This is a genomic window from Azovibrio restrictus DSM 23866, from assembly GCF_000429665.1.
GTDB lineage: Bacteria > Pseudomonadota > Gammaproteobacteria > Burkholderiales > Rhodocyclaceae > Azovibrio > Azovibrio restrictus.
The window spans coordinates 89,071-114,180 of sequence record NZ_AUCH01000002.1; the positions used below are offsets into that span (position 1 = coordinate 89,071).

The 25,110-nt window shown below is 63.7% G+C and carries 25 protein-coding genes and 1 riboswitch; of the genes, 14 read left to right on the plus strand and 11 right to left on the minus strand.

Going from position 1 to position 25,110, the window contains the following annotated elements:
- Nucleotides 1-16: 16 nt before the first annotated feature.
- Entirely contained in the window at nt 17-1,450 is a 1,434-nt protein-coding gene (thrC, locus tag G474_RS0102485; protein WP_026685602.1) for a threonine synthase, read from the plus strand.
- 116 nt (nt 1,451-1,566) lie between these two features.
- Nucleotides 1,567-1,662, plus strand: a riboswitch (cyclic di-GMP riboswitch).
- A 66-nt stretch (nt 1,663-1,728) separates the two neighbouring features.
- Nucleotides 1,729-2,652 (plus strand): HDOD domain-containing protein, encoded by a 924-nt coding sequence (locus tag G474_RS0102490; protein ID WP_026685603.1) that lies wholly within the window; start codon nt 1,729-1,731, stop codon nt 2,650-2,652.
- Nucleotides 2,653-2,714: 62 nt separating this feature from the next.
- Here the strand turns inward: G474_RS0102490 and G474_RS0102495 are convergent, their stop codons facing one another.
- Nucleotides 2,715-3,422: a Crp/Fnr family transcriptional regulator gene (locus G474_RS0102495; RefSeq protein ID WP_026685604.1), complete on the minus strand. Its 708-nt coding sequence runs from the start codon at nt 3,420-3,422 to the stop codon at nt 2,715-2,717.
- A gap of 64 nt (nt 3,423-3,486) precedes the next feature.
- On the opposite strand from G474_RS0102495, the gene G474_RS19185 reads away from it, so the two are divergent.
- The 7 genes from G474_RS19185 to G474_RS0102530 all read left to right on the plus strand — a co-directional run bounded on the left by G474_RS19185 (nt 3,487) and on the right by G474_RS0102530 (nt 10,455).
- On the plus strand, nt 3,487-5,640 hold the full coding sequence (locus G474_RS19185; RefSeq protein WP_051281711.1) for a TonB-dependent receptor: 2,154 nt from the start codon (nt 3,487-3,489) through the stop codon (nt 5,638-5,640).
- 1 nt (nt 5,641) lies between these two features.
- A complete protein-coding gene (locus G474_RS0102505; protein WP_026685605.1) occupies nt 5,642-6,721 on the plus strand; it encodes an ABC transporter substrate-binding protein in 1,080 nt (359 codons plus the stop codon).
- The gene (locus G474_RS19190; RefSeq protein ID WP_051281713.1) at nt 6,721-7,737 is read left to right on the plus strand and encodes a FecCD family ABC transporter permease; all 1,017 of its coding nucleotides are present in this window, start codon (nt 6,721-6,723) and stop codon (nt 7,735-7,737) included. The genes G474_RS0102505 and G474_RS19190 overlap by 1 nt, the downstream gene beginning before the upstream one ends.
- A gap of 1 nt (nt 7,738) precedes the next feature.
- Nucleotides 7,739-8,527: an ABC transporter ATP-binding protein gene (locus G474_RS19195; protein ID WP_051281716.1), complete on the plus strand. Its 789-nt coding sequence runs from the start codon at nt 7,739-7,741 to the stop codon at nt 8,525-8,527.
- Nucleotides 8,524-9,135 (plus strand): hypothetical protein, encoded by a 612-nt coding sequence (locus G474_RS0102520; protein ID WP_026685606.1) that lies wholly within the window; start codon nt 8,524-8,526, stop codon nt 9,133-9,135. Before G474_RS19195 ends, G474_RS0102520 begins: the two co-directional genes overlap by 4 nt.
- A gap of 3 nt (nt 9,136-9,138) precedes the next feature.
- Nucleotides 9,139-9,747, plus strand: a complete 609-nt coding sequence (locus G474_RS0102525) for a hypothetical protein (protein WP_026685607.1) — start codon at nt 9,139-9,141, stop codon at nt 9,745-9,747.
- 69 nt (nt 9,748-9,816) lie between these two features.
- Complete coding sequence (locus G474_RS0102530) at nt 9,817-10,455, plus strand: SAM-dependent methyltransferase (protein WP_026685608.1); 639 nt, start codon at nt 9,817-9,819, stop codon at nt 10,453-10,455.
- A 6-nt stretch (nt 10,456-10,461) separates the two neighbouring features.
- Here G474_RS0102530 and G474_RS23735 read toward each other — a convergent pair whose 3' ends face one another.
- Both G474_RS23735 and nadC read right to left on the minus strand, forming a co-directional pair.
- Nucleotides 10,462-10,599 carry a hypothetical protein gene (locus tag G474_RS23735; RefSeq protein ID WP_169729483.1) on the minus strand — a complete coding sequence of 46 codons (138 nt, stop codon included), beginning with the start codon at nt 10,597-10,599 and terminating at the stop codon, nt 10,462-10,464.
- Between the two features lie 134 nt (nt 10,600-10,733).
- A complete protein-coding gene (gene nadC / locus G474_RS0102540) occupies nt 10,734-11,597 on the minus strand; it encodes a carboxylating nicotinate-nucleotide diphosphorylase (RefSeq protein WP_043462985.1) in 864 nt (287 codons plus the stop codon).
- Between the two features lie 54 nt (nt 11,598-11,651).
- On the opposite strand from nadC, the gene G474_RS0102545 reads away from it, so the two are divergent.
- Nucleotides 11,652-13,136, plus strand: coding sequence for an FMN-binding glutamate synthase family protein (locus G474_RS0102545; protein WP_026685610.1), 1,485 nt, complete (start codon nt 11,652-11,654; stop codon nt 13,134-13,136).
- A gap of 36 nt (nt 13,137-13,172) precedes the next feature.
- Here the strand turns inward: G474_RS0102545 and G474_RS0102550 are convergent, their stop codons facing one another.
- From G474_RS0102550 to G474_RS0102560, 3 genes are read right to left on the minus strand one after another with little or no spacing between them, the layout of a single operon-like run.
- Entirely contained in the window at nt 13,173-14,519 is a 1,347-nt protein-coding gene (locus tag G474_RS0102550; RefSeq protein ID WP_026685611.1) for a Vgb family protein, read from the minus strand.
- 11 nt (nt 14,520-14,530) lie between these two features.
- Nucleotides 14,531-16,477: a TonB-dependent receptor gene (locus tag G474_RS0102555; RefSeq protein ID WP_026685612.1), complete on the minus strand. Its 1,947-nt coding sequence runs from the start codon at nt 16,475-16,477 to the stop codon at nt 14,531-14,533.
- A gap of 24 nt (nt 16,478-16,501) precedes the next feature.
- Nucleotides 16,502-18,757, minus strand: coding sequence for a TonB-dependent receptor (locus G474_RS0102560; RefSeq protein ID WP_026685613.1), 2,256 nt, complete (start codon nt 18,755-18,757; stop codon nt 16,502-16,504).
- 166 nt (nt 18,758-18,923) lie between these two features.
- Here G474_RS0102560 and G474_RS0102565 point away from each other — a divergent pair, with 166 nt between their 5' ends.
- The 4 genes from G474_RS0102565 to G474_RS22370 all read left to right on the plus strand — a co-directional run bounded on the left by G474_RS0102565 (nt 18,924) and on the right by G474_RS22370 (nt 21,787).
- Entirely contained in the window at nt 18,924-19,430 is a 507-nt protein-coding gene (locus tag G474_RS0102565) for an RNA polymerase sigma factor (protein WP_026685614.1), read from the plus strand.
- 10 nt (nt 19,431-19,440) lie between these two features.
- Complete coding sequence (locus G474_RS0102570) at nt 19,441-20,382, plus strand: FecR family protein (RefSeq protein WP_169729484.1); 942 nt, start codon at nt 19,441-19,443, stop codon at nt 20,380-20,382.
- Nucleotides 20,383-20,646: 264 nt separating this feature from the next.
- Nucleotides 20,647-21,051, plus strand: a complete 405-nt coding sequence (locus tag G474_RS22365; protein ID WP_084513527.1) for a RidA family protein — start codon at nt 20,647-20,649, stop codon at nt 21,049-21,051.
- 28 nt (nt 21,052-21,079) lie between these two features.
- On the plus strand, nt 21,080-21,787 hold the full coding sequence (locus G474_RS22370; RefSeq protein WP_084513528.1) for a class I SAM-dependent methyltransferase: 708 nt from the start codon (nt 21,080-21,082) through the stop codon (nt 21,785-21,787).
- 132 nt (nt 21,788-21,919) lie between these two features.
- On the opposite strand, the gene G474_RS23115 is transcribed toward G474_RS22370, so the two are convergent.
- The 5 genes from G474_RS23115 to G474_RS23740 form a co-directional block, all read right to left on the minus strand.
- Nucleotides 21,920-22,819, minus strand: a complete 900-nt coding sequence (locus tag G474_RS23115; protein WP_156919118.1) for a hypothetical protein — start codon at nt 22,817-22,819, stop codon at nt 21,920-21,922.
- A gap of 196 nt (nt 22,820-23,015) precedes the next feature.
- The gene (locus G474_RS22375; protein WP_156919119.1) at nt 23,016-23,516 is read right to left on the minus strand and encodes a pilus assembly protein PilP; all 501 of its coding nucleotides are present in this window, start codon (nt 23,514-23,516) and stop codon (nt 23,016-23,018) included.
- A 236-nt stretch (nt 23,517-23,752) separates the two neighbouring features.
- Nucleotides 23,753-24,316 carry a hypothetical protein gene (locus tag G474_RS23120; protein ID WP_156919120.1) on the minus strand — a complete coding sequence of 188 codons (564 nt, stop codon included), beginning with the start codon at nt 24,314-24,316 and terminating at the stop codon, nt 23,753-23,755.
- Between the two features lie 25 nt (nt 24,317-24,341).
- Entirely contained in the window at nt 24,342-24,512 is a 171-nt protein-coding gene (locus G474_RS23125; protein ID WP_156919121.1) for a hypothetical protein, read from the minus strand.
- 79 nt (nt 24,513-24,591) lie between these two features.
- The gene (locus G474_RS23740; RefSeq protein WP_169729485.1) at nt 24,592-25,023 is read right to left on the minus strand and encodes a tetratricopeptide repeat protein; all 432 of its coding nucleotides are present in this window, start codon (nt 25,021-25,023) and stop codon (nt 24,592-24,594) included.
- Nucleotides 25,024-25,110 lie beyond the last annotated feature (87 nt).

A 25,110-nucleotide genomic window follows, 5' to 3' on the forward strand; every position in this document is an offset into this window, starting at 1 on the left:
TTTCCGGTCTGCCGCCATGCGCTACATCTCCACCCGGGGCCAGTCCCCCGCACTTCCCTTCTGCGACATCCTGCTGGGCGGCCTGGCGCCGGACGGCGGCCTCTACCTGCCCGAGACCTATCCCCAGGTGAGCCGGGCCGAGCTGGATGCCTGGCGCCAGCTCTCCTACGCGGACCTGGCTTTTGCCATCCTCTCCAAGTACGTGGATGACATCCCCGCCGCCGACCTGAAGGTCCTGCTGGACAAGACCTACACCGCCGAGACCTACTGCTTCGCCCGGCCTGGCGACAATCCGGCTGACATCACCCCTATCCACTGGCTGGAGAAGGACAAGCTGGCCCTGCAGGAGCTCTCCAACGGCCCCACCCTGGCCTTCAAGGACATGGCCATGCAGCTCCTGGGCAACCTGTTCGAGTACGTGCTGGAGAAGCGCGGCGAGACCATCAACATCCTCGGCGCCACCTCCGGCGACACCGGCTCCGCCGCCGAGTACGCCATGCGCGGCAAGCACAACGTCAAGGTGTTCATGCTCTCGCCGCACGGCAAGATGAGCGCCTTCCAGCGCGCCCAGATGTATTCCCTCCAGGATGCCAACATCTACAACATCGCCGTCACCGGCATGTTCGATGACGCCCAGGACGTGGTGAAGGCTGTCTCCAACGATGCCGAATTCAAGGCCAAGTACAAGATCGGCGCCGTCAATTCCATCAACTGGGCCCGGGTGCTGGCCCAGATCGTCTACTACTTCAAGGGTTACTTCGCCGCCACCGGGAGCAATGACCAGCAGGTTTCCTTCTGCGTGCCTTCCGGCAACTTCGGCAACATCTGCGCCGGCCACATCGCCCGCCAGATGGGGCTGCCCATCGCCCAGCTGGTGCTGGCCACCAACGAAAACGACGTGCTCGACGAGTTCTTCAAGACCGGCGTGTACCGTCCCCGCAGCACGGCGGAAACCAGCGTCACCTCCAGTCCCTCCATGGACATTTCCAAAGCCTCCAACTTCGAACGTTTCGTCTTCGACCTGGTGGGCCGGGATGCGGCCGTGGTGCGGGATCTGTGGAAGCAGGTGGACGGCGGCGGCGCCTTCGACCTGCGCGGCACACCTTACATGGACAAGCTGCCGGGCTTCGCCTTCGTTTCCGGCAAGAGCACCCACGCCGACCGCCTCGCCACCATCAAGGCCGTGCATGAGCAATACGGCGTGATGATCGACACCCACACCGCCGACGGGGTGAAGGTGGCCAAGGAGCATCCGCAACCTGCCGGTGTGCCCCTGGTGGTACTGGAAACCGCCCTGCCGGTGAAGTTCGCCGAGACCATCCGCGAAGCCCTGGGCCGGGAGCCGGAGCGGCCTGCCGCCCTGGAAGGCATCGAGAACCTGCCCCAGCAGGTGGAAGTGATGGCCCCCGACGTGGCGGCCATCAAGGCCTACATGGTGGCACGTATCTGAGCCAGGGCAGTGCCCGGCAGCAGCGGCCTGCGGGCCGCTTTTTTATGACGGCGGCAATTTTACAAACGAGCGCAAATCTTGACCGTCGTAATACGAAGGTGATAATTTGTGCGCTGCAACGAGAAAGGCAAACCTGAGCGAAAGCCAGGGACGCAAAGTTACCGATCTACAGGACTCCAGTGCCGGAGTCCCAGGATGGCGGGACTGCCACAAGCCCAGGGCATGGCCCTGGATTCCGGGCTGCCGGCTTGCCTTTCTGCGAACTTACGGAGCGCGCCGTGTACGCCGAAAAAGCCCTTGATCCCCTGCTGACTGCCGTTCTGGCCCACACCCCGCCCACCCTGGATGCCCGGGCCCTGGGCGACATCATCGGCCGCCTGAGCATTCCGCCCTGTCCCCAGGTGCTGCAGGCCCTGATGACCGAGATCCGGGCCGAGACCGTGGATTTCCAGCGGGTGGTGGGCCTGATCAGCGGCGACGTGAGCCTGGCGGCCGCCATGATCCGGGCGGCCAATTCTCCGGTGTTTGCCCTGCGCCACAAGGTCCAGAACGTGCAGCAAGCGGTGACCATCCTGGGGCTCAAGCAGGTGACCCAGATGGTGGCCGGCATCGAGCTGGAACGCAGCCTGTCCGCCGGCATCTCCATGGAGCGTTTCTGGGAGCGTTCCAACCTCCATGCCGTGGCCTGCGCCACCCTGGCCACCCAGCTGGGGGGCGGCGCGGCGCCGGTGTCCCGGGAGGACGCCCACACCTACGGGCTGTTCCACGATTGCGGCATTCCCATCCTGATGCAGCATTTTCCCGACTACAAGGAAACCCTGGCCCGGGCCAACCACGCGGACCGGCCCATGCCCGAAGTGGAGCACGAACGCCACGGGGTCAGCCATGTGACCGTGGGCGCGCTCCTGGCGGCGGACTGGCAGCTGAGCGACATCATCGTGGAGGCCATCAAGGGGCATCACGACCCCATCCTGCTCGAAGACGAGGAGGAGCCGCCCCTGGTGCGTACCCTGATCGCCCTGTCCATCCTCGCCGACCACCTGGTGGCCCGCTATCTGGAAGTGCCGGAAGAGGCGGAATGGCACGGCTGGGGCAGCCACGTGCTGGACTACCTGGGGCTGGACGACCTGTTCCTGGAGGAACTCTACCCGGACGTGGCCGCCAACCTGGCTGAAGCCCGGGCCACTCGGCGCGGGGGCTGAGTTCCGGTTATCGGGCGGGGTTCTGTCGGGCTCCTGTCCTGTGCTTTCCCCCGCCTTCATCCTCAGGCGCAGCCTCGGGCTATCCTGTCCAGGGCTGCCCCATTCCTGATCTCCCAACTGCGGCGCTTGCCGCCCACATAGCCCTGCTGCAGCCACTCGGACAGCAGCCGGTTCAGGGTTTCCGCCCGCAGCCCCAGGGTGGCGGCCAGCTGCCGCTGGTTCAGGCGCAGTTCGATGCGGGGCCCCTGCAGTTCTTCCTGCTTGAGCAGGTAGGTGGCCAGACGTTGGGCTCCGGTGCTGCGCGCCAGCAGTTCCACCTCGTCGATGCGCCGACACAGGCGCTGGCTGGCCCGGGCCAGCAGGCGCATGGCCACCCGGGGCTCCCGTTCGCACAACTGGTGCAGTTCCTGGCGCTGCATCTGGAACAGCCGGCAGGGAGTGCGGGCCCGGATGCTGACCGGAAAAGCGCCGCAGGGTACGAACATCAGCACCTCCGCCACCAGGTCATGGGGCGAGACCTGGCCGAAGATGCGTTCCTCACCGTCTGTCCCGTGGCGCAGCGACTCCAGTTCCCCTTCCAGCAATAACCACCAGGTCCGGGCCTGTTCCCGCTCCCGGAACAGGAATTCCCCGGGCTCCAGGCTGCGGAACATCCCGTTACCCAGCAGAGGGAGCAGGGATTTTTCGGGAATGTCATTCAAAACAGGGTGTTGCTGCAGCACGGGGATGATTTCGGCGGTCTGGGCGAGGGGCAACTTGAGAAAAGTCATTTTGGTCCTGCAGGAGGGGTGACATCATGGATACATGATAATCATTATTAACTGGTGATCCCAAATGCAGCGTGAAAAGAAAGAAGTGCTTGCCAAGGCAAGCTGTGCCGGAGGCGCCCTGCTGGCGCTGACCCTGGGGGTGGCACAACCCCTGATGGCCGAGGAAACGGGGCGGAATCCGCTCGAGGAAAAGCAGCTCGGCGCCGTGGAAGTGGTCACCGCCACCCGTTCAGGCGGGGCGGTGGAGAACTCGCCCCGCTCGGTGAGCGTGATCAGCAGGGAAACCGTTTCCGAGCGCCCCGGGGCCACCGGGGTCCAGGAGCTGCTGGAGGAGCTGCCGGGCATCCAGTTCGCCCGCTCCGGCGGTCTGGGCGGGCAGATCGTCATGCGCGGCTTCAATTCCAACAATGCCCGTTCCATCGTCACCGTGGATGGGGACCGTTACCGGGGGCGCAGCACCCTGGAGTTCAACATGTTCGACCCCAACGGGGTGGAGCGGATCGAGGTGATCCGGGGGCCGGCTTCCGCCCTGTACGGGGCCGATGCCATGAACGGGGTGGTGAATATCGTCACCCGCCGGGCCCGGGTGGATGCGGACCAGCCCTTCAGCCTGAGCCCCCGTCTGCGCTCCCTGGAGTACGCCAGCGTGAACGATATGTGGGGCGGCCGGGTGGAACTGGTGGGGGGCGGCCAGGGGTTCGACGTGCTGGTTGGTGCTCATTCCCGCTCCGCCAGCGATTACGACACCCCCCTGGGGGAGGCCAGGAACAGCCAGTACGAGAGCAAGGGCCTGGATTTCAACGTGGGCTACCGGCCCACCAGTGAATCCCGCTGGGAGCTCTCGGGGCGCTACCAGGAGGTGGACACGGGCCGGGCCGGCGGTCTGGGCGCTGCCCCCGGGGAACCGGTGCTGAAGGTGAGCGAGACCCCCATCACCGAGCGCTACCTGCGCCTGGGCTACCAGGGCCGCAATTTTGGGGCCCTGGCCGACAGCCTGGATGCTTCCCTGTACATGCGCAAGTTCGATACCGACATCTACCAGACCAGCAAGGCTAATGCGGCCGTCACTGCCGATGTGCACCTGCAGGTGTACTCCCCCACGGTCTGGGGCGGTCACCTGATCGCCATGAAGGGGCTGGGGGAGCATCTGCTCAGTTACGGGGCTGATTTCTTCAATGAGGATTTCGCCGGCCGGGACCGTCAGATCACCCGCAGCAACACCAGTACCGGTGCCGTGACCCAGACCAGCTGGGAACATATCGACCGCCAGTCCGAGCAGACCAACGTGGGGGTGTTCGCCGCCGACGAATGGCAGGCCAGCGAAGCCTGGACCCTGTCCGGCGCCCTGCGGGCTGACTGGGTGAAGGTCAAGATCGGCAGTGCCCTGGCCAATGAAAGTGCCAGTCAGCGGGCCGCTTTCGGTTCCCATCCTGGCAGCACTGAAACCGCCCTGACCGGCAATCTGGGCGCGGTCTACAAGCTGGACCCGGTGTGGAGTCTGGCGGCCAACCTGAGCCGCGGCTTCCGGGCCCCCTCCGGCATGGACCGGACCATCACTTCCACGGCGGGCACCATCACCACCCTGCCGTCTCCCGACCTGGAGCCGGAGGTGAACAAGACACTGGAACTGGGCCTGCGCTGGGGCAGCGATGCGCACCGGGGCAGCCTCACCGCCTACTACAGCAAGTACAGCGACCTGATCACCACGGTGGTCCTGACCTCCACCCTGCGCCAGCGGCAGAACATTGCCGAGGCCGTGATCAAGGGCCTGGAGCTGGAAGGCCAGAGCGTGCTCGCACCCCGCTGGCGCCTGAACTACATGCTCACCGCCACCCACGGGACCGATGAGTCCTCGGGCCGGCCCCTGCCCACCATCGCCCCCCTGAGCGGCCGCCTGGCCCTGCGCTACGACCCGGGCAGCTGGTATGGGGAAGGGGTGCTGCGCGGCAACAAGGGCAAGTACCGGATCGACAGCACCCAGGAGCGCAAGAGTTCCAGCTATGCCATGGTGGATATCTATGCCGGCAGTCGTCTCGACCGTCTGCTGGGCGAACAGTGGCGGGGCTGGAAGGTGGTGGCCGGGGTGGAAAACCTGTTCGACCGTCTGGGCCGCAATCCCGCCGTGGCCGAGGACATCGCCTATCCCTACGGCAGCATCGGCAACCCGTTGGTGGAGCCGGGCCGCAACTTCGTGGTCAAGCTGAGCTCGGATTTCTGACATGAAGGCCCTGCAGCGATACCTTTTCCTGGGACTCCTGGCCCTGGGATGTGCCGCCCCGGTACTGGCCGCCGGCCAGGTTACGGACCAGAACGGCAAGGAAGTGCAGCTCCCGGCCCGGGTCCAGCGCCTGGTGGCCATTCCCATTCCCCTGGCTTCCATGGTGATGGCGGTGGATGGCGGGGTGGGGCGCCTGAGCGGCATCAACGCCGCGGCCCGCAGCGACATTGACGAGGGGCTCCTGGGGCGGATGTTCCCGGCGGCGGTGAAAGTGCCGACCCAGGTGGCGGGGGAGAACTTCGTGCCCAACGGGGAAGCCCTGGCGATGGCCCGGCCGGACCTGGTGATCCAGTGGGGCGACCGGGGCGATGCCATCGTGGCCCCGATCCGCAACCTGGGTCTGCCGGTGCTGACCCTGCGCTACGGCGACAGTCTGCTGGCGGCCGGCTGGCTGCGCCTCACCGGCCAGGCCCTGGGCAAGCCGGAGCGGGGCGAGGCCCTGGCCCGCTGGTTCGAAGGGCGGGTGGCGGAACTGGAACGCCGGGGGGCTGCGATCCCCGAAGCCCGGCGGCCCCGGGTGCTGTACCTGATGCGGGCCCGCTCGGCCCTGCAGGTGGCGGGCAAGGGCACCAGCATGGATGGGGACATCCGCCGGGCCGGGGGCATCAACCCGGCGGCCGGACTGCCGGGCTTCGCCCAGGTGGGCGTGGAACAGATCCTGGCCTGGAACCCGGACGTGATCCTGCTCAACAATTTCGAGCCGGGGCTGAATCCGGAAACCCTGTTCCGGGACAGCCGCTTCACCGGGGTCAAGGCCCTGAGCGAACGCCGGGTCTATCTCTATCCCCGGGGCGGCTTCCGCTGGGACCCCCCCAGCCAGGAAACGCCCCTGGCCGTGGACTGGCTCTTCAGCGTGCTGCATCCGGGGCAGGGCGAGCCCGGCCTGCGCCAGCGGATCGTGGCGGCCTACCGGGAGCTGTACGGCTACCCGCTCAGCGAAGTGGACCTGGATCAGCTGCTGCGGCTGAAGGAAAACGGCAGCAGCGCCCGCTATCGGGAACTCCTCGGGCAGGGCCGCTGATGGGCGCCCATTCCCAAACCTGGCGGGCCAGCGCCGGCCTGCTCGCGCTGCTCTGCCTGTGCCTGCTGGCGGGCCTGAGCCTGGGGCGCTATGCCATTGCCCCGGGCCAGGTGGCGGACATCCTCCTGAGCGGCGGCAACGGGGCCGATCCCGTCGCCGTCCGGGTCATCGAGGCCGTGCGTTTGCCCCGGGTGCTGCTGGCCGCCCTGATCGGGGCCGGGCTGGCGGCAGCGGGCGCCGCCCTGCAGAGCCTGTTCCGCAATCCCCTGGCCGAACCCCAGCTGCTGGGCGTGTCCTCCGGCGCCGCTTTTGGCGGGGTGCTGGCCATGCTGCTCCTGAGCGATGGTCCGCCGGTGGTGGCCGGGGCCCTGATCTGGGGGCTCCTGGCCCTGCTGGCCGTGTTCTGGCTAGCCGGCAGCCAGGCCGCCGGACGCACCAGCGGCACGGTACTCCTGATACTGGCGGGCATCGTGGTGAGCGGGGTGTTCGCCGCCGGGGTCTCCCTGGTGAAGCTGGTGGCCGATCCCCAGAACCAGCTGCCTGCCATCGTCTTCTGGCTCATGGGCAGTCTGGCCAGCGCCAACCAGGAACGGGTGCTGCTGGCGCTTCCCTGCATCGGCCTGAGCCTGGCCCTGCTCTACGGGCTGCGCTTCCAACTGATGGCCCTGTCCCTGGGAGAAGAGGATGCCCGCAGCCTGGGCATCCGGGTGGGGCGGGCCCGCTTCCTGGCCCTGGCTGCCGTGGGCCTGATCACCGCCGCCAGCGTCGCCGTGTGCGGCGTGGTGGGCTGGGTCGGGCTGGTGGTGCCGCATCTGGTGCGCATGGGCATCGGCACCGACCATCGCAGTTTTCTGGTGAATGTGATGCTGGGCGGCGCCGCCTATCTGATTCTGGTGGACACCCTGTCGCGCACCGTGGCCGAGGTGGAAATTCCCCTGGGGGTACTCACGGCCCTGCTCGGGGCCCCCCTGTTTGCCTTCCTGGTGCGTCGCATCGGGCGCGGGCTGGAGCACTAGGATGGGGGAACACAAGGAAATCATCCTGGGCGCCCGGGGACTGGGCTATCGCTTGCCCAGGGAGCAGCGCTGGATTCTCCGGGACCTGTCCCTGGAACTGGCCCGGGGCGAGCTCTGTGCCGTACTGGGCCCCAACGGGGTGGGCAAATCCACCCTGCTGCGCCTCCTGGTGGGAGCCCAGACCCCCTCCGCCGGTCAGGTGGAACAGCGGGGCCGGGTTGGTTATGTGCCCCAGTCCGTGCATCCGGCCCTGTCCCTGAGCGCCCTGGAAATGGTGCTGCTCGGCCGGGCCGGAGGGATCGGCCTGCTGGGGGCGCCGCGCCGCAAGGATTACGCCGCCGCCCAGGCCGCCCTGGAACGGGTGGAGGCCGGGCATCTGGCCAGCCGGCCTTTTCCCGCCCTTTCCGGCGGCGAGCGGCAGCTGGTGCTGATGGCCCGGGCCCTGGCCGCAGAGGCCGACATCCTGGTCCTGGATGAGCCCACGGCGGCTCTGGACTGGCATAACCAGGCCCTGCTCATGGGCTTGCTGGCCGAGCTGGCGGCCCAGGGCATCACCGTGCTGGTGAGTACCCATGCCCCCCAGCACGCTCTGGATTTCGCCAGTCAGGCCCTGCTCCTCTTCGCGGGGGAGCGCCATGCTTTCGGCAGCCCCGGCCAGGTGATGGACGAGGCGGCCCTTTCCGACCTGTACCGGCTGCCTGTCTGCCGCGTACCCCTGGCAGCCGTGGCGGGCGGCGTGGCTGCCATTCCCGTGTTCAGGCCGCCCATCAACGAGGTGAGTCATCCATGACTTCCATACTGTATCTGCGTGCCATCGGGCACGAGTTTCCTTCCTTCCTGGCCCTGCCCGAGGCAGAGGGCGTCATCGCCAGACATGTGCGCGAGCTGGGCGAGGCGGATTTCGACCGCTTCGACGCCATCCTGGTGCCGGCCCACATCGATCAGCGGGCCCTGGCCAGCCATAGCGCCGGGCTGACCCGCTTCCTCAACCGGGGCGGCACCCTGGTGTTCAACGGCCACCTGGTGTACCCGGTGCTGCCGGAGCTCGAATCCTTCGTGCCGGCTCCCGGGGGCCACCTGGACGACCTGATCGTGGAGCGGGTGGGCGAACACCCGGTCTTCGCCGGGGTGGAGGTCCAGGACCTGAGCTTCCGCCGGGGCGTGGCCGGTTTCTACGGTCGGGGCGCCAATCCGCCTCCCGCCGGGGCGGTCGTGCTGCACCGGCTGAAGGCCGACGGCTCGCCTCTGGACTGGTACTGGGAGCGGCCCCAGGGGGGGCGCATCCTGATGCATGGGGGCAACACCCTGTGGATGTACGTGGACGACGACACCAGCGCCGCCCGCATCGGACCGCAACTGCTGTGCTGGCTCAAGGCCGGCATTCACCAAGGAGCTTGAGAGATGTCCATGGCCTTCATCGATGGTGGCACCTATTATCACCACGCCACCCGCAACGATCCCCAGTTTGCCCCCTGCTTCGATGCCTGCATCTACGCGCCGGAGCTGGACAGTACGGACCTGAGCCCCTTCGACTGCATCTATGTGGCCAGTCGCCAGGACCCGGAATACCTGCTGCGCGCCAGGCCTCGTTTCGAAGCCTTCCTGGCCGCCGGCAAGACCCTGGTGGTCATGGGCGACAATCAGGCCCAGGACTGGGTGCCCGGGGTGTGCTGGGAATCCACCCCGGTCAATTTCTGGTGGTGGCTGACCCCGGGCGCCGACAGCGGTCTGCGCCTGGGGGCTCCGGAACATCCCCTGGTCAAGGCCGTGGGGCTGGACGCCTTCACCTGGCACCGCCACGGGCAGCTGCAAGTGCCGGCGGGCGCCACTTCCCTGGTGAATACGGTGGAAGGCGGTTCGGTGTTCTACGACGACCGGGTCAGTACCCCGGGCCGCATCCTGGTGACCACCCTGGATCCCTGCTACCACCACGGCAGCCGCTTCATGCCTTCCACCACCCGCTTCCTGCGCGGCTTCCTGCCCTGGCTCGCGGCCGGGGCTCCGGATTGATGGGGTAAAATAAGCACTTCCTTAAATAGCCAGGGTCAGCCCTGGCTTTTTTCACTGGAGGACCCATTCATGAACAGTTCCGACCACGAAGCTTTCTGGTCTGCCCGTTACCGGGATGCCGGCGAGGATTACCTGTACGGCACCGCCCCCAACGCCTTCCTGGCCAGTCAGCTGGAGCGCCTGCAGCAGGCGAGCCGGGTCCTGTCCCTGGCGGACGGGGAGGGGCGTAATTCCGTCTGGGCGGCCCAGCAGGGCCTGGAGGTGGTGGCCACGGAGATTTCCCCGGTGGCCCTGGAGAAGGCCCGCAAGCTGGCCCGGGGCCGGGGCGTGCAGGTGGATTTCCGCTGCCAGGACATCCTGGTCTCGGACTGGCCGCCGGCCGAGTTCCACCAGGGCTTCGATGCGGTGCTGGCCATCTTCATCCAGTTCATGGGGGCCGCCCAGCGGCAGCGCCTGTTCCAGCGCCTGGCGACGCTGCTGCGTCCGGGGGGCTGCCTGTTCCTGCAAGGCTACGGGTTGCGCCAGCTGGAGCTCCGGACCGGAGGGCCGGGGGCGGCGGAGAACCTCTATACGGCCCGGCTTCTCGAACAGGAGTTTCCCGGCTGGGAATTCCTGCTGCTCCGGGAGCATGAGGGTTTGATCGAGGAGGGCGCCGGCCACCGGGGCATGTCGGCCCTGGTGGACGCGGTGCTGCGGCGCCCCGCCTGAGCGGCTTCAGAGGAAGAACACCGCCGGGAAGACCGCTGCCGCCAGGACGAACAGCAGCCACTCCAGATTGTGGCGGTCCAGGAAGCCGGTGAAGTGCAGCACCAGGATGGCAATGGCCAGGATGTAGAACAGCCCGAACAGCATTTTTCCCTCCCTTCCGGGGCCGGAAGTGACCCTTGCCCCCAGTATAGGCGGCCGGAAGGAAGTTGTTATGACTTTTGGCCTAATTGCCTCTGGCCGGGGTCCTGGTTTCGGGCCCGCCCAGCAGAAGTGCTGGGTCAGATGGAAAAGCGCATGGACAGGTCCAGGGCCTGGACGTCCTTGGTCAGGGTACCGATGGAAATGCGGTCCACCCCGGTTTCGGCGATGGCCCGCAGGCCTTCCATGGTGACGCCGCCGGACGCTTCCAGGATGGCTCGGCCCTGGTTCAGGGCCACGGCCTGGCGCAGCATTTCCAGGTTGAAGTTGTCGAGCAGGACCATGGGGGCGCCGGCCTGCAGGGCTTCTTCCAGCTCCGCCAGGTTTTCCACTTCCACCTGGATGAAGCGGCAGCGGCCGCCGGACTGTGCTGCCACCTGAAAGGCGGCGGCCATGGCGGCGGTGATGCTGCCGGCGGCCATGATGTGGTTCTCCTTGATCAGGATGGCGTCCCACAGGGCCAGCCGGTGGTTGCCGCCGCCGCCCACCCGCACCGCGTACTTCTGGGCCAGACGCAGGCCGGGGAGGGTTTTCCGGGTATCCACCACCTGGGCCCGGGTGCCGGCCACCACCTGGGCGTACTGGCGGGTCTTGGTGGCCACCCCGGAGAGGAGCTGCAGGAAGTTGAGGGCCGTGCGTTCCCCGGTGAGCAGCACCCGGGCCTCACCCTCCAGTTCGCACAGCAGCTGTTCCGGGGCGATGGCATCGCCCTCGGCGGCGTGCCAGGTGATGGAGAGGCCCGGGTCCAGCTGGCGGAAGCATTCGGTGAACCAGGCGGTGCCGCACAGCACCGCGGCCTCCCGGGAAATGACCCGGGCCCGGCCGGGCTTGCCGGCGGGAATCAGGGCGGCGGTCAGGTCGCCGGGCCCCACGTCCTCGCTCAGGGCGGCATCCACGTTGGCGGCAATCTCGGCGTCCAGGGGCAGGGGGAAATCAATGGGCATGGGCAACTCGGTATGCTAGATTGAGCCCGGATTCTACCGTCTGGGAGGGGCGCCGTGTCTGGCCTGCAGAGCGTATTTCACATCGGCATCGGGGTGATCGCGGCCCTGGCCCTGTTCCTGGGACTGCTGTTCTGGTACCTGCGCGACATCACCCAGAAGCGCCACACGGTGCTGCGCAATTTTCCGGTGATCGGCCACCTGCGCTTCTTCTTCGAGCGCCTGGGCGAATATTTCCGCCAGTACTTCTTCCTGAACGACCGGGAAGAAATGCCCTTCAACCGGGCCACCCGGGGCTGGATCTACCGCCTGGCCAAGGACGAGGGGGGCATCATCGGCTTCGGTTCCACCTACAACAACCAGGAAAACGGGGCCATCATCTTCGTCAATGACCCGTTTCCGGTGCTGGAGGAGGACAAGCTGCCCACCCCGCCCCTGGTGATCGGCGAGGGCTGGTGCCGCCAGCCCTTTACCGCCACCTCCCTGGTGAATGTGAGCGCCATGAGTTACGGCGCCATTTCCCGGCCGGCGGTCCAGGCCCTGTCCCGGGGCGCCGCCATGGCCGGCTGCTGGGTGGACACCGGCGAGGGCGGGCTTTCCCCCTATCACCTGGAAGGGGGCTGCGACATCATCTTCCAGATCGGCACCGCCAAGTACGGGGTGCGGGACGGGGCCGGGGCCCTGGATCCGGAGAAGTTGCGGCAGATGGCGGCCCACGAGCAGGTGCGGGCCTTCGAGATCAAGCTTTCCCAGGGGGCCAAGCCGGGCAAGGGCGGCGTCCTGCCGGCGGGCAAGGTGACCCCGGAAATCGCCCTGATCCGGGGTATCCCGGTGGGCCAGGACTCCCTCTCCCCGAACCGGCATCCGGACATCGCCGACGTGGAGCAGCTGCTCGACCGGATCGAGTGGGTGCGGGATCTGACCGGCAAGCCCGTGGGCATCAAGACCGCCATCGGCGGCTGGAGCTTCCTGCATGATCTGGCCGAGGCGGTCCAGCGCCGGGGCCTCGCCTCCGCCCCGGATTTTCTCGTCATCGACGGGGGCGAGGGGGGCTCCGGGGCGGCGCCCCAGGCCCTGGCCGACCACATGTCCCTGTCCATCATGGAAGGCCTGCCCCGGGTGGTGGATGCCCTGGTGGAAAGCGGCCTGCGGCAGCGCATCCGGCTGGTGGCGGCGGGCAAGCTGGTGACCCCGGCCAAGGCTGCCTGGGCCCTGGCTTGCGGTGCCGATTTCGTCAATACCGCCCGGGGCTTCATGTTCTCCCTGGGCTGCATCCAGGCCCTGCGCTGCCACACCAACACCTGTCCCACCGGCATCGCCACCCACAATCCCCGCCTGCAGCGGGGCCTGGTGGTGGAGGACAAGGCCGAGCGGGTGGCCCACTACGCCCGCAACATGAACCGGGAGATCGCCATGATCGCCCACTCCTGTGGCCTCAAGCACCCCCGGGAACTGCGCCGGGAACATGTGCGCATGGTCCAGCCCAACGGGCTCAGCATCGCCCTCTCCAGCCTCTACCCGATGCAGCCGCCGGGTGGCTGAATCCCTGCCGCCCGGTCACCGCCACCCCGGCCGGGATTACTGGATCAGCCCGTAGTAGGTGTTGAAATAGCGCACCAGACGCTGGGTTTCCTCCGGGCTCAGGGCCTGTACGCCGCGCAGGTTGCGGTAGTCGTGCATGCGCGTGAGGCTCGGCGTCCAGTCGCTGCGGCGCGACAGCAGCAGGCGGCGGCTGTCGTGGCAGGTCAGGCACTTCTGTTCCACCAGCTTCTCGGTCCCCTGGCCGTCCGGCTTGAAGCGGCCGTTGCGCACTTCTTCCGCCCGTTTGGCGTCCATTTCTGCCTTGGCGGCGATGCGGGCACCGAACTGGACGTAGCAGACCTCGCCCTCCCTGGCCTCCTGGGCCTGGTGGCGCTCATCCACGTTGATCAGGTGTTCCACGTACTCGCCGCTTTGCTTCAGGCGGTTGATGTTGTAGTTGTAAAACTCCGAGAACACCACATCGCCCTGGCGCGTCACCAGCAGGGCCATGGTCTGGTCGCCGTTTTCCGGGCGTTCCAGATAGCTGACCCGGCCACTCAGGTCGATGCGCCCCAAGCGGCTCTTCTCGTCGCCGGTAAACCACAGGCTGCCGTCCCTGCCCGCCGCCAGTTGCTGGATGTAGGTGCCGGCGGGCAGTTTCTGTGCCTGCTGGCGGCCATCGGGGGCCAGCCGGGTGAGGACGTTGCGGCAATGGTCGGAAAAGGCGAGCCCGCCATCGGGCAGCCGGGCCAGGTTGCTGGGGCAGCTGTTGTCCCAGGCGGCGGCGATCTGCCATTGCCCGTCGCGCGACAGGCGGGCCAGGCGTCCCTGGGGCTTGCCGCCGTCGCGGCCGGGCACCAGCAGGGTGACCCAGGCCTGGTGGCGGCCATCGAAGGCGAGCGAGGTGGGCCAGCCCTCGGGCGTTGGGTAGTCATGCATCCGGCCCTGCCGGTCGATACGGCCGACCTTGGCGATATTGGCGTGGTCGTGCTCGCCATGGGCGCTGCCATTCTCGTGCCCCGACATCTGGGTGAACCAGGCTTCGCCCCGTTCATCCACCGCCACCTGGCCGGGATGGCCGTTTGGCGTCGGGTACTCGGTGATCCGTCCGTTCTTGCCGAGGCGGCCGATGCGGCCGGCGCCCATCTCCACGAACCAGAGCTGGCCCTTGCCGTCCAGGGCCAGGGAAGACGGCTCGGCCGCCCGGGTCGGCAGTTTGTAGGCCTTGACGCTGCCGTCCGGCGCCAGCCGCGAGACGGCGTTGTTGTCCCCTTCGGTGAACCAGATGCCGCCCGTCCTGTCCTCGACGAACTGGTAGGAACCGAAAGGGCGGCAGGCCCAGGCCGGTGTGGCAAGGCAGGCGGCCAGGGTGATGGCCGTCAGAAGAAAACGCTGGGTTTGCATGGAAGCCTCCATCAGAAACGCAAAGTCAGTTCGCCGCGCCAAGTGCGCGGTTCGCCGTGCCAGAAGAAGCCCTGGACGTAATCCCGGTCGAGGGCGTTGTCGACGGCCAGGGTGAATTCCCAGGCCGGTTGCCGCCAGCTGGCGGCCAGATCGAGAACCCCGTAGCCGGCCTTCCGCCAGCGATAACCCTGGGCATCGACAACGGTGTTGGCGTCGTCGGTGAAGGCGCTGCCGGCCGCCCGCAGTTTCAGACGTGCGGTGAAGTCGGCGGCGGGGCTGTAGTTGAGGGAAAGGTTGGCCTTGTGGCGCGGCATGTCGGGCAGCTCCTTGCCGACCACCGCAGGATCGGCATCGTTCTTCACCACCCGGGTCCGGTTGTAGGTGTAGTTGGCCGCCAGCGACCAGGCGGGGGTCAGGCTCCGGGACCAGCTGGCTTCCAGCCCATGGGAGCGCACTTCGCCGACGTTCTGGGGTTGCGAGATGTTCGGCATGCCGTAGCTGACGATGCGCGTGGCGATCTTGTCCTGCCAGCGGGTGGCGAACAGGGTGAGCCCCCAGCTGCCCGCTGCGTCGGTATGGGAGAGGGCGAGATCGGCAGTGGTGGACAGCTCGGGCTTGAGCGCCGGATTGGCGAGGGTGACGCTGCCGGTACTGACATAACCGTTGTAGAGCTGGGACGCCTGGGGTGGGGAGAAGCCGGTGCCCAGACTGGCGCGCAGGCGGTAGTGGTCGCTTACCGGCAGGGCGTAGGCGATTTTCGGGCTGGTGGCGGTTTTCAGCATGCCGCCCCCTGCCGTTTCCTGGGCCGGCGGCCCGGCAGCGTAGACCCGCGAGGACAGGTAGCGCTGCAGATCCCGGCGCAGCCCCAGTTCCAGCCGGCCTGGACCCAGGGGCAGTTCCGCCGAGGCAAACCAGGCCTCCTTGCGGATGCGCGAATCGGCGCTGCGGGTCGGGCTGCGGCTGGCGTAATCGGCATTGACGAAGGACTCGACCAGCTCGACCACATTCACGCCGCTGCGGGCCTGCCATCCTTCGCCCTGCCAGACCAGGGCCAGATTCCCTTCGCGCTGCCGGGAATGGCCGGTCAGCCAGTTTTCGGCGGCCAGGCCAGCGGCATCGGTGCCGGTACCCCGGTCCCTTACGCCAGCGGAACGGTAGCGCTCTTCGCCAAGGGCCCCCTCCAGACTCAGCAGAGGACCGGCCTGCCAGCGCACGCGGGAACGGACGTTGTCGGTCCGGGTATCGAAGGCCCAGTTGGGGCGGCCGAAGAAGGAATAGCCCTTATCCCGTTTCAGGTTGAGGGAAAGTTCCAGGTCTTCGCCCCGCCAGCCCAGCTTGCTGTCGACCAGCCAGGACTGGCCGGACTCGTCATCCACGGTGATCTGGTAGGGGAAAGGCGAGTCGGGCACGCTGCGAAAGCCGTGCTCCCAGGCCTTTTCCGCCAGCAGGGACCAGCCGAGGCCACCACGGTCGTAGCCGCCATCGACACGGGTGAAATGGCCGCGCCGGGAATCCACCCCCTGGGTCAGGCTGCCGTGCACCTGGTGCGCATCGCGGGTGGTGATGGCGATGGCGCCGCCCATCGCCTCCGCACCGAAACGGGCGGAGGCGGCACCGCGCAGGATTTCGATCCGCTCGATCTGCTCCGGCCGCAGGCGGGAGAACTCGGCCGCCGACGAGGCAAAACCATCCACGAAGACGGCGATCCCCTGCACCCCCCGCATGCTGACGACGCTGTTGCTGACGTCAAGCCCGACCCGGCTGCGCAGCATTTCCACCAGGTCGGCCGGTTTTTCCCGGGCAATGTCGGCCGCCGTGATGAGCGAGACTTCATCCCCTTCCGCCCAGGCGGCGGTCACCAGCAACAGCAGGGCCCAGCCGAGCAGGCGCCGGAAACCCTTGCCGGAAAAGGGGGCCGGCCGGCCATGTCTGCGTGAAGCGGAGCCATGGCGCGGCAAGCCCGCAGCTTTACTGGGCAGCACCTAGAAGCGGGTGGACAGGTTCAGCCAGACATTGCGGCCATCCGCGTACTCGTACTGCTGTTCGCGGTAGTGCCGGTCGAAGAGGTTGTTGATCGCCAGGCTGAGTTCGGCCTTGCGCATCTGGCTCAGCCAGGGCAGTTGCCAGCCGATCTTGGCGTCGGCGACGAAATGGGCGGGATTGCGGGCGACAGCGGTGTTGCGGTCGTTGAAGTAGTAGCTATCCACGTAGCGGCCTGCAAGCCGGACATAAAGCTGGCTGGAGGGGGCGTAGGTCACGCCCAGGTTGAACTTGTGGGGTGCGATCCGCTGCACCTCCTTGCCTTCGGTCAGGGGATCGCTGGGATTCTTCTTGATGCGCGAATCCGTGTAGCTGTAGTTGGCGTAGGGATACCAGTTCCCCAGCTGGCCTTCCACGGCCAGTTCCAGCCCGTCTATGGCCACTTTGCCAATGTTCTGGAATTGCCAGCGCTTGCCCTGCACCTGGATTGAGGAAATCTTGTCCTCGTAATCGGTATGGAACAGGGCGGCGCGCATGGACCAGCTGCCCTGGCGGTGATTGGCGCCGATTTCATAGGAGGTGGAGGTTTCCGGCTTCAGCCCCGGGTTGTCGATCCAGTTGGGGTTGCCACGGAATTTCAGGAAGTTGAGGGCGGGCACATAGGCGCTGCCGGCGGTCACGTAGAGGGAGGTATCGTCGCTCAGCTTGTAGCGGGCCCCCAGGCGCGGATTGAAGACCCGGTCGCTGGAATCCTTGCCCGTGGGTTCGCCGTCCTGGGTATCCCCTTCGAACTTGTAGTGATCCCAGCGGCCGCCCAGCAGCAGGCTGAGCCGGTCGGAAAAGCGGTGTTCGTCCTGGAGGAAGAAGCCGGTCAGCCGGCTTTTCGAGACGCTTTCGCTACCGCCGCCCCAGATCACGTCCTCCCAGCGGGTGGTGTACTTGCCCTGGCTGTAGGCGTAACCCAGGGTCAGGGTGTTGGCCGGATGCAGGCGCAGATCGGCCTGCAGGTCAAGATAGTCGTTGTCCTCGACCCGGTCGTCCACTTCTGCCAGGTCCAGACTGCCCGTGTTGCCGTTGACCTGTTCATCGTCGAAGCGGATGCGGGTTTTCTGGCGGGAATGGCGGTAGCGCGCCTTGAGGACGCCGCCATTCTCCATTTCGTAGCGGTAGCCCAGGTCGTAGCTCTCGGTGTCGTTGTTAAACCGGTAGTTGGGGTGGCCGCCCAGCCAGTCGGAGCTGCTGTCGCTGTTGCGGACGGCAAAGGTGAGTTCCTGGTTCTGGGCCGGACGCAAGGCCATGCTCAGGCCCAGCTTCCGTTGCTTGCCGTCCCGGGAATCCAGGTCCCGGGAGCCCCAGGGGTCAGCCTCGGGCTGGGGCGTGTAGCCGTCGGTCCGGTAGGTGCTGCCGGAGAGGCGGAAGTCGAACACATCCCAGGCCCCGCCCACGGCGGCGGCAAGCTGGGTGGCCCCGTGGGAGCCGGCGCCCAGGTTGAATTCGGCACCCGGGGCGCCCTGCCAGCGTTTGGGAATGAAGTTCACCACGCCGCCCACGGCGCTGGGGCCGTAGAGGGCCGAGGCGGGCCCCCGCAGGATTTCCACCTTGTCCAGATCCTGGAGGTCCAGGGCCTGCAGGCCCAGGTGGATGCCGGCCACCGGGGATTCCATGGGCAGCCCGTCGATGAGCGTCTGGCTGGTCTGGCCCCCGAAGGAGCCGCCCACCCCCCGCAGGATCACGTTGGGGAGGGTAGCCGGGGAGCCGTAACCGGCCACATCCACCCCTTCCACGTTGCGCAGCAGATCGGCCGCATGCCGGGGCTGCTGGGTGGCGATGTCCCGGGACCCGATCACCGTGACGCTGGCGGGCACGTCTTCCACCCGGCGTTCCGTCCGGGTGGCGGTCACCGTGGTTTCCGGCAGGGCCAGCGCCCGGCCCGGACTGCTCCGCTCCACCAGCAGGTAGCTGCGCTCCCCATCCTGTCTGAATTCCAGGGTGCTCTGGGCGAGCAGGCGGGTGAAGGCGGCATCGACGCTCATTTCGCCCTGGAGGGCCGGGCTTTGCCCGGTGCCCACCTGTTCCGGCGTGAACACCAGCTGGATGCCCGCCTGGCTGGCCAGGCTGCGCAAGGCCGAGGCCAGGGGCTGGGCCGGGATGTCGAACTGGACGGCAGGTCCGGCCAGGACGGCACCGGCCTGGAGGGCGAGGATCAGCGTGGCGGCGAGCCGGGTTAGCGGCAGCTTGGCCGATCGGCGTGATGACATGTTTTTCTCCCTGTGTTGATGAGTGTTGGCAACGAGGCCTTTTCCCTCATGACGGAAGTGGCGGCGTTTTCCCCATGCGTCTTCAGCTTGCTGCGACAACTTGTCGCAGCCTGGGGCAGGGGGTGCGGCATTAGCATCCGGGCATGTCCGCAACGCCTGCCTCCCCGTGTCATCTGCCATCAACTCTGATCTGACCCGCCTCTACCGGGAGCATGCAGGGGCCGTGCGCGCCTACCTGGTGCGCCGCCTGGGTTGCCCCGAAGCCGGGCGGGAAGCCACCCAGGACCTGTTCCTGAAACTCCTGCTGCGGCCCCGGGAGGCGGTGATCGACAATCCCCGGGGCTTTCTCATCCAGGCCGCCCGCAATCTCGCCATCGACCTGCAGCGGGCGGAGCGCAGCCGGCCGGCCCCGGAATCCCTGGAGGAATATGGCGATATCCTGCTCGATCCCGTTTCCGACCCGGGCCGCATCGTCGCCGCCCGGCAGCGGCTCCAGGCCGTGGCCGAGGGCCTGGACGCCCTGCCGCCCAAGTGCCGCCAGGTGTTCTTCCTGTTCCGCTTCGAAGGTCTGAAGCAGCGGGAAATCGCCGGGCAGCTGGCCATCTCGGCAAAGATGGTCGAAGCCCACCTGGCCCGGGCCATGCTGCAATTGCGGCGCTGCTGGGTGGAGTAAGGGAGTGCCCGTGACGCTCCATGCCCCAGACGATGCTGCTGACCTGGCGGCCATCCAGGAGGAAGCCGCCAGCTGGTTCGCCCGGTTGCGGGGCGAGCAGCTCACCGACAGGGAGCGGGCCGCCTTTGCCCGCTGGCGCCAGGCGGACCCCCGGCATCAGCGGGAGTACGCGATTCTGGAGGAGTTGTGGACCCTGTCGGCAGGACTGGGCCCCCGGGCCCGCCCCCGCACCCGGCGTCGGCGGCTGCTGGGGGCAGCGGCCGGGGTGGCCGGCATGCTCCTATGCGCCGCCTGGCTGGGCTGGGCCACCCTGGCGGGGCGGATCGAGACGGCGCCGGGGGAGCGCCAGCATCTGCGCCTGGCCGATGGCAGCGAGCTGGACCTGGGGCCGGATACCCGGCTGCGGGTGCGCCAGGACGGCCGTCAGCGCCAGCTGGAGCTGGAGCGGGGCGAGATCCTGGTGGCGGTGGCCGCCGATCCGGCGCGGCCCTTCGAGGTGCTGGCCGGGGGCGGGGTGGTGCGCGACATCGGCACCCGCTTTGCCGTACGGACCGATGTCGGCGGCACCCGGGTGACCGTGGCCGAAGGCCGGGTGGAAGTGGAGCTGCCCGCCCTGGGCCTGCGCTCCCCCGTCATCGGGGCCGGGCAGCAGCTGGAATTCGACGCCCGGGGCCTGAGTCCGGCCCACCCGGTGGACGCGACGGCGGCCCTGGCCTGGAGCCGGGGCCAGCTGCTGTTTGATGCCGCCCCCCTGGCCCAGGTGGTGCAGGAACTGAACCGTTACCGCCGCCAGCCCATAGGCCCCCTGGACCCCACCCTGGCCCATATCCGCATCAGCGGCGTGTTCCTCCTGGATGACGAAGCCGGAATGCTACGGGCCCTCGAACAGGTGGCCCCAGTCCGGTTCGTGTTCCGGGAGGGAAGGCTGGAGGGGCGGCTGGGGGGACGCTGAAGCGCACCGCCACCGTCAGTCCCCCCGGGCACTGCCAGGCCCGGCCTTAGCTTATTCCTGCCCGGTGGCTGTCCAAACGACCGGGACCATCGCATTTCAAGGCGCTCAAGACACAAGCCTTTTGACATTACAATCCAGCGCAATCCACCGGCCCTCCAGCAACCTTCAATGCAAGGGTTTCCCTGGGTTTTCCTCTTTCCCGCAGCCGACGTTCTGTGGTTTATCGTTTCATTCGCTAGATCATTACCTTTCAGAGAAAGTACGATGAATTCAATTGTCCGCCTTAATCCCTCGACATTACCAAACGCTGGCGAAATGGGTTATTCGCAAATTTCAATCGTTGAGCCTGGGCGGATGGCATACATCTCAGGGCAGGTCGCTTGGCGGCCTGATGGTCAGGTGGTTCCCAATAACTTGGCCGAGCAAATGAGCATCGTCTCGCTCAACGCAAAAGCTGCCCTGGATGCAGTCGGAGCGGCTCCGCATGATGTGGTGATTGCACGTGTTTATGTGGTCAACCTCACACCTGAAAGACTGGAAGAGCTCATGCCACCGTTTCTGGCAACTTTTTCAGGAGCGCAACCTTGTATTACTGGTGTTGGCGTAGCGGCGCTGGCGGCGCCAGATCTTCAAGTCGAAATGGAACTGGTTGTCAGACTACCTGACTAACTGCACAGTTCACCGGAGCTACTGTTACATGAATCAGGAAGAACTCAAGGCCGTTTTTGACAAACAAGCGTCAGGCTATGAGGCGCAGCAAAAGAAACTCGCACCAATTCACGAAGGGCTCTACTTTCAACTCGAATGGATTTTTTCAGAGCTGCCACAGGATGCCCGCATACTTTGTGTTGGATTAGGCGCTGGCGCGGAGCTTTCCTATTTGGCCAAAAGGTTTCCGAACTGGAAATTTACTGCGGTAGAACCCTCTGGTGCGATGCTTGATGTATGCCGCCAAAGAGCCAAAAGCGAGGGCTTCATCTCTCGCTGTGACTTTTATGAAGCTTACGTGGAGTCATTGCCAGACATAGAACTTCATGATGCCGCGACTTGTTTTATGGTCTCGCAGTTCCTACTCGACCAGCAGGAACGATCCAGATTCTTTCGCGCCATTTCGGCGAGACTGAAACCCAAAGGAATATTGGTGAGTGCGGATTTGTCATCGACGGTCGGTTCACCGGAATATCAAGCACTGCTGAAAGCATGGGTAACGATGCTGCATGCCGCAAACGTCCCCGCTGATGCCATCGATAAAGTACATTCAGCGTGGGAAAAAGATGTGGCGATTCTTCCGCCTGATGAGCTTAAACAAATCATCAAGCGCGGCGGCTTCGAATCACCGGTTCAGTTTTACCAGGCAGGTTTTGTTCATGCTTGGTTTTCCGTACGCTCATCCGGTATTTCTTGAGCGGTTTTTCTACAACGCCGTTAGCGCATCGCTACCCATCGTGTCCGGAATGTGCCGAGTGATCAGTTGAAGCGACGCAGCGATGGCACAGTTTTGTTCGCGATTGATAGTTAAATGTGGCTTGATGGATGACTATGTTTTGGTGTGTTTGTTGTTCTGGTTTTCGCTAATTAAATACTGAAGTAGCGTCATGGCTAGGGTCTCCTGTTGTTTCAAGAGATTGTTTATCGTGGTGTTTTGTTCTTTTTCTGTGCCTCCATCTTTGCTGTCAGTGAGCCATCTGCCAACGCCATTGATGGATACATAATCAGGCTTGAATGAGGTGTAGTAGGTATTTACTTCGGTCGATACACGGGTAACAATTTCATTGGGTCCGCCAATGTAGGATTTGAAATCTTCGCCGGAATAAGTGTTGCTTTTGGCTTCATTGGCGGGTAGCTCGTGTACCATGAGTTCAAGGAATTCAAACTTAACTGCGTGGTTAGGTTTTGAGCTGTCTAAAACCCACTCAAGGAATCCGCGGTCAATTCGTGTTTCGTTTGCTGCGGCGCTATTTTTGATTCTGTCTGCAATATTTCTTTCAGCATCAGTAAAGTCAAATGTTACTTTGTGTCCTTCCAGATCGTAGATATCTCCGCGAGTAACAGATTTTGTATATCGGTACATGGCCATGTCGCTGGCAAGGTCGTCTACATACCGTAAGTCGATTCCGTTCGCGTTGGCATACTCGTATGCTTTTTCTAGGGTGGTGCGATCTTCGTTTGTCAGCCAGTGAACGATGCTTTTGCTTCCAGTTATTGCAGAGTCTGTTGTGTTGGTCTCAACAGGAATTTCCGTGTTTTCATTGTTTTGGTTAAAGAGCCGGGAGAGCATCAAGGCTCGGCCACTGATTTTTATGCTCGGAATGCTTTCGGCATCTGCTTGGTGCTCTACTTCTCTTGAGCCTGCCTTTTCTTTGGTGATTGTATTGTATTTTGCTGCGGTTATCTGGCTGCTCTGGCTTTTTGGGGGTGATGTGTTGATGTTTGTCATGTTAATCACCAGGCTTAGGATGTTTGCTCACTTGTATGTAACGGCAGTTTTTTAGCAAAGTTTAGTGAATTATTTTGTGCCATGGGCGCTTTGGTCTGATGGTCTGTCGCGATGAATCCGAAGACCGCAGGACGCCGGCAGCGGGCAAGTCACGATTTCCGGGCGTTGGATCACAAGCAGTTCGAAGTCTTCTTTCTTAATTTATTTTTTGGAATTTGTCGTTGCTCCAGTCGCAGGGGGATTGGGGGGGTTCTTTTGATTTTGGCCAGATGAATTTGTATTCAATCCAGTCGCCGCCGTTTACTTGGCGTAGCTGGTTTATGGTTATACTGTTTTTTCCGATTGAGGTTATTATTGCTGAATCTTCTCCTACCCCTTGTCCAGCTTTTGCGATCAATTTTTTCCCATCTGGTGTTTCGATGCAGGCAAGCCATGATTTCCTGGTTTTTGTTGTTTCCAATAACGTGAGTTCGCGTATTTCATATCGTTGTAATTGATATTTTTCCTGGTCGGCGCCTGAGGGAGGTGGCGCAAAAAAAAGTAAAATAATAAGCAGGGCTTTTATGTGTTTTTGTGATTTTTTGCTGCTGAAATTTTGCTGCATTCTATATGTTGTGGTGCTTGGGGTTTGTTGGCTGCTGGTTTTTTGAAGTATTTTAGAGCCGGTGGTGTGAAATGACTTGTGGTCTGCTTTCAAGAGATTTTTGCAATATGTCTCGTTTTGTCTCTTGGTGAGTTTTTGGGGCTTCTGTTTTTTTGTTGGGCTTTTAAGTACTCCAGTATTTTAGAACGAATATCCCGCCGACGATCAGTGCTATTCCCCAGAAATTTGACTCCCACCGACTCATCGGTGTTGTCTCTTTGGAGCTGAATATAGCACACCCCTTGAAGAGGTAAAATATCCCAAGAGTGGGGCGGCTTTTTTGAGGTGCTCTAAAAAATAGCTGGCACTTTCTCACTCCTGAGCAATATTTTCGAGATATTTTTCCGCAGCCCTTCAATGAAACTCACCACCACTGTGGTTTCACGGCTGGTTAATACAGTGGGCAGCAATTCATCTGGAGCAGTACTATCCAACACATCGGCGCCATAGAAAACATTTTCATATGCTTTTTGTATTGCTCGCCCCTCTCCTCGAGATAGCAAGTCATTTCGGATGCCAAATGTTCGCGCAAAATCCTCCATTACATTCCAACCATTTAATATGGCTCTACAAGCTTCTTTTGAAAGAGGCTCCCCATTTTTCAAGTGCATAAGATGCCGCCAAAAATCATCAAAGTCGATTACTACCGGTTCCTCAGGAGCGACCGTCAGTTTCATCTCTTCAGCAAATGATAATAGTTCCTCATGTTTTTCGGTTATCAATAATGCTCGGTCGGGTTTTGACAGAACAAATCGATCCCCAAACTCAGCACTCGGCTGCCATAACAAATAATATCGAACTCGATTGAAAACAAGACATGATGCATAACAAATTGTGGTTATACTGTTGACCATAAGCGATGCCTCCTGTAAGCCTTTTCTAGTTGACTATACGGCGCCCCTCCTCTTTGGGTAATTCGGGAGCTGAAGCTAAAACCCATGAATTCAAACTTGCTGCCTCTGACAGTTTTGTTTCCACCAAAAAAATCAAGCCCGCACCAAAAACGATCATGGCAAGGCTGATAAATTTTGATTCTGTTGCATCGCTCATTGATGAACCTCCGCTCTGCTAGTGGATATCTTGGGCTTGTTCTGTTTCATATCTATGCAGTTCAATGATTCTGTACGGGTCATTCCTGGCAACCCAGGTCTTCGCATTGGCGTTTTGCTTCACCATTCCCATGCTGGGCTGCTGCGCGGAACCAAGCTTTTGCTGTCGTGATGTCTTTAGGGGCTCGCGTGCCATATAGGTAGTCGTTGCCGATATCCAGCATTTGTTTTCCCGCGTCATGATAATTAAGTTTGCTTAGCCATTTTTTGGCTAGCTCAAAGTCCGGTGCGGTACCTATTCCGTAGGCGTAGATTGCTCCTAGCATTTCTTGTGCATCGGTGTCTCCTAAATGCGCAGGAATAAAAAGGCAGTTGATGGCAGTTGCCGCGTCCTCTGCCTTGATTGAGCTGCCGCCGCAATCAATTAGTGCTTGTCGTGTTATTACCGATATTAAAGATGCCATCAAGGCGAGCAATAAAATAATGGTTGTCCGGATGGTTGTTCTGCTCACGCAATTTCCTTCAAGTGATTGTTGCCTTATTCGCTGCGCAATAAATTGTCGATGGCTTCCTGTTTCGGCAGCGTAGTTGGATCGTGC